The sequence below is a fragment of the Alteromonas sp. 14N.309.X.WAT.G.H12 genome (assembly GCF_036697315.1).
Classification (GTDB): domain Bacteria; phylum Pseudomonadota; class Gammaproteobacteria; order Enterobacterales; family Alteromonadaceae; genus Alteromonas.
Genome location: NZ_JBAHZB010000104.1, coordinates 1 through 12,231, shown reverse-complemented (window position 1 = coordinate 12,231; position 12,231 = coordinate 1). Strand labels below are relative to the sequence as shown.

Below are 12,231 nucleotides of genomic sequence, written 5' to 3'. Positions count from 1 at the left end.
GGGGCCGGCGATAAAACGGGGGCGTCCCGGTGAATTTGATGATCGGGCTGTGTTCACTCCTGAAGTGATAGTGCATGAAGGGAAGTATTATCTGGTTTATCAAACGGTACAGTTTCCCTACACCAATCGACAATTTGAACATATTGCCATTGCCTGGGCCGACTCTCCCTATGGTCCCTGGCATAAAAGTACGGCTCCCATACTGAGTCCTTCGATGGATGGCGAGTGGGAAGGGGATGAAGATAACCGCTTCCATGTTAAATCTAAAGGCAGCTTCGACAGCCATAAAGTCCACGACCCCTGTATTTTGTTTTTTAACGATAAGTTTTACCTGTATTACAAAGGGGAAACCATGGGGGAAGAAATGAATATGGGGGGGCGTGAAATCAAACATGGTGTTGCCATTGCCGATAATATTTTAGGGCCTTACGTTAAATCAGAATACAACCCCATTTCTAATAGCGGGCACGAAGTGGTAGTGTGGAATTATCAAGGGGGTGTGGCTTCCTTGTTAACCACCGATGGCCCTGAGAAAAACACCATCCAGTTTGCGCCAGACGGGATCAATTTTGACATTAAAGCCCACGTAAAAGGGGCGCCCGAAGCCATTGGTTTATTCCGAGACTTTAAAACTAACACCCTGCCTCCACCTGGGTTAACCTGGGGACTTACCCATAAATATGATGCAAGCTGGAATTGGAATTACATCTGTAAATTCGTGCCCCGCAAACAGGTGCTGGATGCCGGTACCTTTCAGAATGAACATTAAACGTTGATGCTATGACCTCATTACTTTGTATCGGAGAGGGGATGCTAGAGCTGCGTCCCCAACAGGCCAGACAATTCAAGTGTGGCTATGCAGGCGACACCTTAAATGCAGCGATTTATGCCAAAAGGATAAATCCTGATTTAACGGTGAGTTTTTTAACGGGCATTGGTCAAGATCCCTACAGCGCAGATTTTATTACTTTCTGCCAGCAGGAATCCTTAAATACCAAGTTATTACTGACCTCAAAAACCGCCAATTTAGGCATTTACGCCATTGCCACCGACGATGCCGGTGAGCGTTCCTTTTATTACTGGCGGAAAGGGTCGGCAGCGACCCAATTGATGAACTTAATCGACGAATACGGTGGAAAAGAAGCCATAGATGTTCCGTCTATGGTGTTTTTCAGTGGCTTGGCGTTGGGGTTTTTAAGTGATGGGGACAAACCACGGTTATTACAGTTAATTGAGTATTTTAAAGACAAAGGTAGTCAAATAGCCTTTGATCCCAACTATCGCCCCATGTTGTGGAAAAGCCCCGCCCATACCATCGAGTGGCTCAATTTCGCCTATGAAGTGAGTGACCTGATATTGCCAGGGTTAGATGAACATCAGGTGTTGTTTGGACATCAAACCGCCGAAGAGGTGGCAGAGTATATGTCCCGTTTTGAGTTTGATGAACTCATCATCAAGTGTGGGGATGAAGGCGTAAAAGGGTATGACAAAACCGGTCTTGTTCATCATCAACCTTTTAACCCCGCGCCCACCCAGATAGACAGCACGGCCGCCGGTGATTCCTTTGCCGGTACCTATTTGGCTAAACGCCTATGCCATTGCAGCATGGCTGAAGGGATGAAACAGGCCGATAGTGTGGCGCGTTTTGTGGTCCAGCATTCAGGCGCCATTGTCGATGGGGGGATATTCCAAAGATTTCTCGAGACTGACAATTAGCGGGGCGAATTTCCCCTATCTTTAATCGCTTTAAAAGGAAAGAAAACATGCCCACTCACTTCTCGGTTTTGCCTCTGTTCACAATTTTATTTATGTGGGCAAGCGGTGCTTGTGCCTCAGACAAGGTAAATAATGCTGAAGGGGATAGTTCAATTCTCCCTCAAATAGAGGTGTTTGATACAAAAGCGCTGAACCTCATTGATCCGAATGCCAACATTAGCATTCGCAGTAAAGGGTACGGCTGGTCGGAAGGGCCGTTATGGATTGAACAAGGTCAATATCTGTTGTTTTCCGATATTCGTAGCAATCAAATCTTTAAATTTCATCCTCAAACAGGCACATCGGTTTACTTAGCACCCGCTGGTGCAACGGGATGGGTGGAAGGGGATTATGCTGAGGGGCCAAATGGATTATTGCTTAGTCCTGATGGCCAATTAGTGATAATGCAGCAAGGGGATCGTCGTATTGCAGTTATGGATGCGCCTTTAACCACACCCCAACCCAAGTTTGTTACATTGGCAGCGGAATACCAGGGAAAACGGTTAAATAGTCCGAATGACGGTGTGTACGATAGCAAGGGGAATCTGTATTTTTCTGATCCCCCTTATGGCCTAAAGAAGGGGATGGATGACAGTCGTAAGCAACTTCCATTTCAGGGCATTTATTTGTTGAAGGCTAACGGTGAGCTCGTCTTACTGGATGATTCTGTCAACCTTCCTAATGGGGTAGTGCTAACGGCTGATGGCAAAATGCTAATTGTGTCAGTTTCCGATCCCAAGCATGCGCGCTGGATTGCCTATGATGTTCAAGCTGACGGGACTATTGTGAATAAACGCATGTTTTATGATGCCAGTGATTTGGTTGGCAAAAAAGGTGAACAAGGCTTGCCCGATGGGTTTGCATTACATTCTAGCGGGTTAATTTTTGCGACCGGACCGGGTGGTGTATGGTTATTTGAACAAACAGGTAAGGTGTTGGCCAAAATCAGAACCGGTCAAATTAGCTCAAATTGCGCCCTGACTAGCGATGAAAAAACCTTATATATCACCACCCCTCACTATTTAATGAGTGTGTCGTTACGCTAACGGCAAATGTGATAGAGAATCGCTGGACATTCACCATTTCCAGCTATGTCTATGGGCTAACGGAACATGTGATAGAGAACAAGGTTTTTTTAAATGCTTGTTTGCCCATATTAAGCCGCCTCTAGGGGCGGCTTAAATGGTTTATCGTGGGTGACCCATGGGGATAATGCCATGGGCGTAGGTGAGATTTAGACGAGTTTATTTATGCCGATGTTTTCGTCCTGATGGATCAACACCGGCCAACCGGGGAATTGGTTGTGGGCACTGGGATTCGTGGCATCAACTAGAAAGCGGAATGCCTGTATGTAGTAGGTTTTCGCTTCCGTATCGAAGGTGATAAAACCAAAACCGGAGCCTTTTTCATGGGCGTGAATATACCGATTTTCTGATTTGCCTACCTTGGGGTTACCCACCGCATAAACATAGATTTTGTTACCGAAACTATCCAAATATTCGCCAGTTTGGGTTAAACCATGAGACGGGCGGTTAGCATGGGGAATAGGTAGATCGTCAGGACGCCACCATCGGGGCCAGCCTGCGGCAATGGCGGGGGTACAGAAGGCCCAGTTACTGTCCCGTTGTTTATCAACCCCATATTGGGACAAGGTCCCTAAATGGGTGTCACCACAGATATGTAAGGCTTTGGATTGACGCATGATATCAATGGCTCTGTTGCGGGCGGTCGCCGGCCAACCACTACTGTCAAAATCATATTTTAAATAGCGATCTGGAAGGGGTTGGTGGGTGGAAATTCCCGCAAACACGGTTTGGCTGACAACCGCTTTTAATTCATGATCACGCCAGTCTTTAGACCACTTGGCTAAAAAGTCTTCCTGACGCTTGCCTAAAAGTTGTAAATCGTCACGGTCAAAGGCGGGGTTAATAAAGTTAGGATCTTCCTCTTGGCCGGTTTCTCCCACCACGATGTTTAACCGATCGGGGCCGCTTTTCCATTGCCGATCCGCTAAAATGGCAAAGCTGACATTGCCATAGACCATCTCAGTATAATACACATTGAGCCCTCGTTCAGAGGGGGTGGGATCCACAGGATCAGGCAGGTGGGCAACATTGGTTCGATGCACCACATTGAGCATACGTATGGGTTCAATGTAGCCGCCCCACATATCGCTGCGGCCAATTTTTTTTGCTTCATCAGACATTTTTGCGCCAGCTTCTCCCCACAGATTACCTTGTAGAACATCGTGATCGTCAGGCAAGCAAATGGTGGGGGCATGGCGCATGGACTCTCTAAAGGCCCAGCCAAATTGATAGAATTTACGTAAATAATTTAATATGGCCCGTTCAGCGGGAAAACGAATCACACCAAAGCCACCATGATTTTCATAAATCTGATCCCCAGAAAACAAAATCAAATCGGGCTGTAATTTCGCTACATTGTTGGCTACGGGTTCATAGGGAAAGGCATAGTCATTTTGACAGGTGAGTGCGGCCATCCGTAATGTTTTGCCTTTAGGTTCAGCCTGAATGGTGCCTGTGAAAATATCCGGTACTTCACTGCCATCGCGACGTTTCTCTTTGTACACCACGCGATAGGGCGTGGCGATTTGTTCATTCCAGTTGGGAATACGAAAAGTGGCTAACCAGGCATCCTGATCTAGCTGGGCGTTGGCCACGGAACGCCATTTGTCGCCTTGCTTGATTTGCAATTCCAGTTGTTGATTGTCGCCCTTTCCTAACGGGCCGGTTAAGGCACTGAGTTTCATGACATAGCCTTCGTCTGTGCGGCTATTGGTTAGGGTATACATGGCCCATAGAATCGGGCCAAATTTTTGCTCTGGTACATTGTTAAAGCCTTCGCCCTCAATGTGCCACTGAGAAAAACGGTAACGGGTGCCGTCGGTACTATCGTCACTGTTTGTCGATACGGAAAAATCATCAGGATTTTCAGCTAAGATGGAAAAATTACTTACAACACTGACATTTCCCAAGACCTTATCAAGGGCAAAAAGGTGACTTAGCTGACCGATTAATTCGCCACTTTTCGCCATATGGGCTTTTAGGGTTAAGGCAAAAACACCATCTCTGGGTTCACCATGGAGAGTCAATATCACTTGCTGGTCTGTGACCTGTTGGGTTAACGGGGTTGTTTCTCCGCCCAATGATAATTGATTGTTGATGATCCCAGCATCCAGCCCTTGTTGCACAAAACAATTGCTGCGATGCTCATTAATGTCGCTTTTTACCCCAATGCGCAGACCGCCGCCGCCATCAATGGTGCCCATTTGCAGTCTTTGTAGTTTAACACTTAAGGTGAAGGGCTTATGGGCAACAAGCTGATGGGTTAAAGAATGAACACTACGGTTTCCGCCAGTACTGATGCACTCTACGCCACCGTCATGTACACACCAATCTTCCATGGGGTTTGCCCAGTATTCTCCACCAATCCAGATACGATCATGAGTATTTGCCCAACTGTCGGAGACAGGATGATCTAAGTTATTTTTCGGCGATGTCTCTGATTTATTCACAACTGTGCTACAACCCATCGCACTGGTTGCCATCCCCGCAGCAGCTAACTTCAACGCATCGCGACGTGAAACCCTATATTTCATAACGACCTCTTATATTTACAAGCAAGGTAAAATGTTTACTGAATACGGTAGATTGTTAACAATATAGCATTATGTTTCACATTTCATTAAGAAAATAAAAAATTACCAACAAGGTAGGAGGTGCTGCCTTTAAGTTTACGCTTAGGTCATCACTGGTTGTGATCCCTTTATCGCTTTTTGGGTTCCTCTTTTTTGATAACAAAGGGGGGAATGGGGTAAGAGAAGATGAAGCCCTTCTACTGTGATTTAAATGACATAGTGATTGTCGATGGTAATGTTATATTATAACATTGCTGCCAACAGGCTAATTTTACCACCTTCGATTAATCAGGAGCATCATCGACTATGACAAAGCTACCCGTAACGGTACTCTCCGGCTTTCTTGGCGCAGGCAAGACCACTGTGCTCAGCCATATTCTTAATAACCGCCAAGGGAAAAAAGTGGCGGTCATTGTTAACGATATGAGTGAGATAAATATTGACGCCAACATGGTTCAAAATGACGTATCGTTAAGTCATAAGGAAGAAAAGCTCGTTGAAATGAGTAACGGCTGCATTTGCTGCACCCTGCGGGAAGACTTGTTATTGGAAGTCAGTCAACTGGCCAAAGATGGGCGTTTTGATTATCTGGTCATTGAATCTACGGGGATCTCCGAACCCTTGCCGGTGGCAGAAACTTTTACTTTTGCCGATGAAAATGGGGTTTCTCTGTCTGATGTGGCGCGGTTGGATACCATGGTGACGGTGGTTGATGGGGTCAACTTCTTAAAAGATTACTACGAAGCCAAATATTTACATGAAGCCGGCGAATCGCTTGGGGAAGAGGACGAACGCAGTGTGGCCGATCTCCTTGTGGATCAAGTGGAGTTTGCCGATGTATTGCTGATAAGCAAAACCGATTTGGTGGAACAGGCGCAAGTTGAGAGGTTAATTGCCACCCTTAAAACCTTGAACACCCATGCCCGAATTATTCCTATTTGTGAAGGAAAGGTGCCGATTGAGGAAGTGCTTAATACCGGGTTATTTAATTTTGAGCGAGCGCAACAAGCGCCGGGTTGGTTAAAAGAAATGCGCGGAGAGCATGTGCCAGAAACAGAAGAATATGGCATTAGTAGCTTTAGTTATGTGGCCCGCCGCCCTTTTCATCCGGAAAAGTTCTTTCAATTACTCCATAGCCTAAAGATCTTTGGCAAGTTGATCCGTTCAAAAGGCCATTTTTGGTTGGCAACACGCCCTGAGTTTGTGGGGCAGTGGAGTCAAGCCGGTGGGATTGCCCGTTATGGTTTTGCTGGCATGTTTTGGAAGGCTTTACCCAAAGAGCAATGGCCGACTGATGAAGAATATTTGGCGGCAATAGAGAAGGTATGGGTAGAGCCGTTTGGGGATATGCGCCAGGAACTCGTCTTCATTGGCCAGGGGTTAGATAAGGAAGGGATGGTACAGGCCCTGGATGCCTGTTTGTTATCAGAAGATGAAATGTGCCTAGGCAAGGGATACTGGTTAACGTTGCCGGATCCTTTCCCGGCCTGGGACGAGGTGGCATAGCCAATGGCTCTAAACACTCACTCTCATACATTGTGGGGGCATTCCTTACATCAGTTTGCTCTTCATCCGTGAAATGATGTTGGATAATTCCCCGTGTTAGTCCCAATGGAGAAATAGAAATACTATGTCATCAGTTCTAATAAAGGGCGCGTCGGTGGTAAATGAGGGGCAAATTCGTATTGTGGATGTACGTATTGCCGGTGATCGTATTGAAAACATTGGGGCTCATATTTCCGCACAACCTAAAGAGAAGATCGTTGAGGCCGGTGGCCTCTATTTGCTTCCCGGCATGATTGATGATCAGGTGCATTTCCGTGAACCGGGTTTAACCCATAAGGGAACCATTGCCAGCGAATCCCGCGCCGCGGTTGCAGGAGGCATTACCAGCTATATGGAAATGCCCAATGTGGATCCGGCCACCACAACCCTTGACGCTTTGAATGACAAGTACAAGATTGCCGCTGAACATTCTTTGGCGAACTATGCGTTCTATCTGGGTGCCACGGAAGATAATCTGGAACAGATCAAGCGCCTCGATCCGAAAATTCATTGCGGTGTGAAGGTGTTTATGGGGTCATCCACCGGAGATTTGCTGGTGGAAGCGCCCCATGCCCTCGATGCCATCTTTCGTGAATCTCCGGTACTGATTGTGACTCATTGTGAAAGTGGTGAGGTTATTCGCCGAAATCATCAACGCTTGTTGCAATCAAAGTCGGTATTAACCATTCAGGATCATCCTAAACTGCGTGATGCACATGCATGTTATGCCTCATCTTCCTACGCCGTTGGGTTAGCCCAAAAGCACCATAGCCAATTGCATGTGTTGCATATTACAACGGCCAAGGAGTTGAGTTTGTTTACCCCAGGTGCGGTGCAAAACAAACACATTACCGCAGAGGCCTGCGTACACCATTTGTGGTTCACTGATGACGATTACTCACGTTTAGGTAATTTGATTAAATGTAATCCGGCCATAAAAAGTGCCGCAGATCGTGATGCGTTAATTCAAGGGCTGCACACTAACTGTATTGATATTATTGCTACGGATCATGCGCCCCATACATTGGCGGAAAAGCAATTGAATTATGAGCAAGCGCCAGCAGGATTACCGCTGGTCCAGCATGCTTTGTTAATTTTGCTAGAGCAGGTTCATCAAGGGCGGCTATCGTTAACACAGGTGGTTGAAAAAAACGCGCACAATCCCGCCCTTCGCTATGGGATTGCAGAGCGAGGATTTATCCGCGAAGGATATTATGCAGACTTGGTGTTGGTTGACTGTCAATCTGCAACGACAGTTAGCTCCGATAACATTTTATATCACTGCGGTTGGTCGCCATTTACCGGTTATTCTTTTTCGTCGCAAGTTAAACGTACTTGGGTGAATGGTTGTCAAGTATATGCTTGGGATCCTGATGACGCTACGGACAAAGCTAATGGAATGGCGCTGACCTTTACAAGGTAGGTTTAAATGGTCTTGTGGCGTTAATTTCTAACTATTTTTTAGGCTTTCTATAAATGCAACTCTATAAGCAACTTCCCGATATTACGCAAACCGATGAGGTCGCCTTATCTTATTCCTTACAGTGGGTAGGAATGGAAGATATCGCCGTCCCCCTTACACTGGATTTAGGGGAAGGGAAGCAACAAACCGTGGCCGCAAAGGCGGCCGTCTATGTCAGTTTAGATGACAAGGTTGCTAAAGGTATTCATATGTCCCGTTTACATGGACTGTTAAATCAGCTGGCCAGTCAACCCTGTGACAAAGACACCTTAGATACCCTTTTGCAGCGTATGGTTACTTCTCAACAGGGGATCAGCGAACACGCTAAACTGACCCTTGGGTTTGATTTGTTACTGCCAAAGTCGTCATTACTCAGTGATCAAACCGGCTTTCAAACCTATCCGGTTGAGATTGAGGGAAAGCGGGTCGGAGGCACCTTTGATTACAGCCTCACATTCACCGTGCCGTATTCTAGTACCTGTCCTTGTTCGGCTGCACTGGCTCGACAGCTATATGCCAATGCCATTGACCGAGAGTTTCCAACGGCCAATATCGACAAACAAGCACTGCTGGCTTGGGCACACGCTACCAGTGTCGCCACACCCCATAGCCAACGTTCCTATGTTTATTTGACACTCGCGTTAGGAGAGCATGGCTGGCCATCATTGCCCTCGATTATTAGGCAAATTGAAGAGGCCATCAAAGTGCCGGTACAAACTATGGTCAAACGCGCAGATGAACAGGAATTTGCCCGCCTAAATGCTGATAATTTAATGTTTTGTGAGGATGCGGCACGCAACATCAAGGTGATGCTGGAGCAATCCCGTTGGATTTTAGATTACGCCTTTAAAGTAGAGCATCAAGAAAGTTTACATGCCCACAATGCGGTGGTGATTGATCGAAAGTGACCCCCTTTCTAAGGGCGATAATGGTTGTTATCGCGATGACTAACCGCTCAAATAAGCAAAATAACCGGTGAGAGTAGGTGATAAAAATCCAATTTAACGTCATAGTTATTCACAATCTGTGGCGTGTTTTGTGACTTGAAAACGTCGCCAATGTTTGGAAAATCCATACGCGGTTAAAAATTGTGAATCGGAAAGTGGGGAAGCAGTATGTTACGTAAAAATCCGAGCGGTATTATGCCTACCGTGTCTGAGAGCGCATTTATCGATCCCACCGCAATTATTTGCGGGAAAGTCTTAATTGAAGATAATGTTTTTATTGGCCCTTATGCGGTTATACGCGCCGATGAAGTCGATGAAAACGGCAATATGGAGGCGATTATTATTAAGCGTGACTCCAATATTCAAGACGGCGTGGTTATCCATTCAAAGTCTGGTGCAGAGGTCATTGTTGGTGAGCGGACGTCAATTGCACATCGTTCTATCATACATGGCCCATGTGAAGTGGGTAATGATGTCTTCATTGGCTTTAATACCGTGGTTTTTCGGACCAAAATCAGTGACGGATGTGTAGTTAGACACAATTGCGTGATTGACGGATTAGATCTTCCCGAAAAATTTCATGTCCCGCCAATGACGAATATTGGCCCCGGCTTCGATTTAGGCAGTATTACTACAGTGCCACCAGAATATTCAACCTTTTCTGAATCTGTGGTATCGGCAAATAACGATCTGGTTCAGGGCTATAAAAAACTCGCAAACGAATTATAAGATTGGGTCCTTTGTTGCCAATAGTTCATTGCCTACGTAAAGGTTAATGTACCTTGGTTAAATACAGACTTATGACGGTATTGTCAGGCGCTAATCCATGCCAGCGCCTGTAAGTTTGGTAACTCGGCGCTGAAATTTTCATAAATCTTACCACTATCTTCTTTGGGGTTAATCGCAAAGTAATGCTTGTTCTAACTCGCTTAATGTCGAGGCAACTTGTTGTTCATTCCAGCTTAAGTCAGTAGAAAAGTAGCCAATCGGCAGTTGAAAGCAATCGAGCAAATAACGAAGGTATACCGCATAGCACACTAAAAAAAATACTGGGTAGGGAAGAAGTAAACGGGTTTCATAATGTGAGTCTTGGCTGTATAAAATCTAAGAACGCTGAAATGCGTGAAGACACCGCGCTGTTTTTATAATACACAGCCTGAACAGACTCCCGTCGATTCGGTGAGATAATCTCATCTTCAAAAACAGAAACGAGGGAACCTGCTGCAATATCTTTATGCACCATGAAGTTTGAGAGTAAAGCAATGCCTTGCCCAGCCAGACAAAAGTGTCTGATTGTCTCACCACTTGAGGCATGCAAATGAAACCGCAATACCACATCTTGTTTTAGCGGCCATCGGTTCAGCTTAGGAGAGTCGCTAAAACCAATTAACTTATGGTGAACTAGGTTACTGGCATCCCCGATTACTGGGTTTGCTTTTAAGTACTCAGGGCTAGCCACAATATGCAGTTTACTTTTCCCCAGTTGTCTTGCATGTAAGTTAGAGTCGCTCAAATCGCCTATGCGTATTGCAATATCGGTTTTATGTTCCAGCAGATCAATAATATTATCGTGGCTGGTCACTTCCAACCTGATGTCAGGGAATGCCTCACTAAACTGGCCAATTAATGGTGCAAGCTGATGAAACACAAATGGACTGGCTGCATCTACGCGTAATTTTCCGGCGGGCAAGTGCTTTACTAATCGTAATGCTTCCTCCCCTTTTTCAAGCATATTGAGCCCGTCTCGGGCGTATTGCAAAAACAGCGCGCCTTCTTCTGTTAATTCAAGTCTGCGAGTTGTCCTGTTTAATAAAGTTGCGTTTACCACCTTTTCTAACCGAGTGACTGCCCGGCTTACCTTGGCTACTTGCTGTTCCAGCAAGTTGGCGGCATTGGAAAAACTGCCTGAGTCAACCACGGTAATAAACGCTTCTAAGTCTTCAGTTTTGGCATTTACTGGCATTACGGACTCTACCTTTTCAAAATCAACAAAAGTATTTTGTCATTAGTGCTGTTTTTTGCAACTAAAAATGACGCAATACTCTGCGCACTGAGTTAACCATCATTAAGTTAGTGCGCTTAAAAGAAGTGAGGAGCACTAACCAATTTACCTTTGAGGATAAAACAATGCCTATTGCGTTATTTGCATTAACGTTGAGTGCCTTTGCTATTGGCACCACCGAGTTTGTTATTGTTGGCCTGGTGCCAACCATTGCGGCTGATCTTGGCGTGTCATTACCAAGCGCCGGTTTACTGGTAAGTTTGTATGCACTAGGGGTGGCCATTGGTGCGCCCGTATTAACCGCACTTACCGGCAAATGGAACAGAAAGCACGTTTTGCTTAGCCTAATGGCTTTATTTGTGGCCGGAAATATACTTGCATGGCAAGCGCCAAGTTATGAAAGTTTGATTTTAGCGCGGATCCTGACCGGTCTCGCTCATGGAGTATTTTTTTCCATTGGTTCGACTATTGCCACTGGCTTAGTTGCAAAGGACAAAGAAGCGAGTGCCATTGCCATTATGTTTACCGGATTAACCGTTGCGCTGGTTACCGGTGTGCCACTTGGTACCTGGATTGGCCAGCATTTTGGTTGGCGAGCCACATTCCTGGTCGTTTCAGGGCTAGGTACTCTTGCCTTAATCGGCAGTGCTTTATTAGTGCCAAATAACCTTAAGCAGAGAAAAGCAACTACGTTAAGCGAACAAATGAAAGTCCTAATACAGCCACGTTTAATTTTGGTCTATTTAATGACGATTTTAGGCTATGGCGGCACCTTCACTGCTTTTACTTACCTTGCTCCCATTTTGCAACAAGAAACCGGATTTGCACCTTCTGCTATTAGCTTAATTATGTTGGTGTACGG

At 45.8% G+C, this 12,231-nt stretch carries 10 protein-coding genes; 8 read left to right on the top strand and 2 right to left on the bottom strand.

Features of this window, described 5'->3' with window-relative positions:
- From V5298_RS17340 to V5298_RS17330, 3 genes are all read left to right on the top strand, one after another.
- On the top strand, positions 1 to 769 hold a 769-nt coding region (locus tag V5298_RS17340; RefSeq protein ID WP_332932692.1), incomplete at its 5' end, for a glycosyl hydrolase.
- A gap of 11 nt (positions 770 to 780) precedes the next feature.
- Positions 781 to 1,716, top strand: coding sequence for a sugar kinase (locus V5298_RS17335; RefSeq protein WP_332932691.1), 936 nt, complete (start codon positions 781 to 783; stop codon positions 1,714 to 1,716).
- Between the two features lie 47 nt (positions 1,717 to 1,763).
- Entirely contained in the window at positions 1,764 to 2,801 is a 1,038-nt protein-coding gene (locus tag V5298_RS17330) for an SMP-30/gluconolactonase/LRE family protein (RefSeq protein WP_332932690.1), read from the top strand.
- 188 nt (positions 2,802 to 2,989) lie between these two features.
- Here V5298_RS17330 and V5298_RS17325 read toward each other — a convergent pair whose 3' ends face one another.
- Positions 2,990 to 5,374 carry an alkaline phosphatase D family protein gene (locus V5298_RS17325; protein ID WP_332932689.1) on the bottom strand — a complete coding sequence of 795 codons (2,385 nt, stop codon included), beginning with the start codon at positions 5,372 to 5,374 and terminating at the stop codon, positions 2,990 to 2,992.
- Positions 5,375 to 5,719: 345 nt separating this feature from the next.
- Between V5298_RS17325 and zigA the strand changes: the two genes are divergently transcribed.
- The 4 genes from zigA (at position 5,720) to V5298_RS17305 (ending at position 10,096) form a co-directional block, all read left to right on the top strand.
- Complete coding sequence (gene zigA, locus V5298_RS17320) at positions 5,720 to 6,919, top strand: zinc metallochaperone GTPase ZigA (protein WP_332932688.1); 1,200 nt, start codon at positions 5,720 to 5,722, stop codon at positions 6,917 to 6,919.
- A gap of 124 nt (positions 6,920 to 7,043) precedes the next feature.
- On the top strand, positions 7,044 to 8,381 hold the full coding sequence (locus V5298_RS17315; RefSeq protein WP_332932687.1) for a dihydroorotase: 1,338 nt from the start codon (positions 7,044 to 7,046) through the stop codon (positions 8,379 to 8,381).
- 53 nt (positions 8,382 to 8,434) lie between these two features.
- Positions 8,435 to 9,328, top strand: coding sequence for a GTP cyclohydrolase FolE2 (folE2, locus tag V5298_RS17310; protein WP_332932686.1), 894 nt, complete (start codon positions 8,435 to 8,437; stop codon positions 9,326 to 9,328).
- 207 nt (positions 9,329 to 9,535) lie between these two features.
- Positions 9,536 to 10,096 (top strand): hypothetical protein, encoded by a 561-nt coding sequence (locus V5298_RS17305; protein ID WP_332932685.1) that lies wholly within the window; start codon positions 9,536 to 9,538, stop codon positions 10,094 to 10,096.
- A gap of 346 nt (positions 10,097 to 10,442) precedes the next feature.
- Here V5298_RS17305 and V5298_RS17300 read toward each other — a convergent pair whose 3' ends face one another.
- A complete protein-coding gene (locus V5298_RS17300) occupies positions 10,443 to 11,330 on the bottom strand; it encodes a LysR substrate-binding domain-containing protein (RefSeq protein ID WP_332932684.1) in 888 nt (295 codons plus the stop codon).
- Positions 11,331 to 11,494: 164 nt separating this feature from the next.
- On the opposite strand from V5298_RS17300, the gene V5298_RS17295 reads away from it, so the two are divergent.
- Positions 11,495 to 12,231, top strand: a 737-nt coding sequence (locus tag V5298_RS17295) for an MFS transporter (RefSeq protein ID WP_332932683.1), incomplete at its 3' end; no start/stop codon positions are given.

Bases quoted from the DNA above. Each gene is read 5' to 3' on its own strand.
- V5298_RS17305 (WP_332932685.1), top strand. From the start codon at position 9,536: ATGTTACGTAAAAATCCGAGCGGTATTATGCCTACCGTGTCTGAGAGC.
- V5298_RS17325 (WP_332932689.1), bottom strand. From the start codon at position 5,374: ATGAAATATAGGGTTTCACGTCGCGATGCGTTGAAGTTAGCTGCTGCG.
- zigA (WP_332932688.1), top strand. From the start codon at position 5,720: ATGACAAAGCTACCCGTAACGGTACTCTCCGGCTTTCTTGGCGCAGGC.
- V5298_RS17315 (WP_332932687.1), top strand. From the start codon at position 7,044: ATGTCATCAGTTCTAATAAAGGGCGCGTCGGTGGTAAATGAGGGGCAA.
- folE2 (WP_332932686.1), top strand. From the start codon at position 8,435: ATGCAACTCTATAAGCAACTTCCCGATATTACGCAAACCGATGAGGTC.
- V5298_RS17330 (WP_332932690.1), top strand. From the start codon at position 1,764: ATGCCCACTCACTTCTCGGTTTTGCCTCTGTTCACAATTTTATTTATG.
- V5298_RS17335 (WP_332932691.1), top strand. From the start codon at position 781: ATGACCTCATTACTTTGTATCGGAGAGGGGATGCTAGAGCTGCGTCCC.
- V5298_RS17300 (WP_332932684.1), bottom strand. From the start codon at position 11,330: ATGCCAGTAAATGCCAAAACTGAAGACTTAGAAGCGTTTATTACCGTG.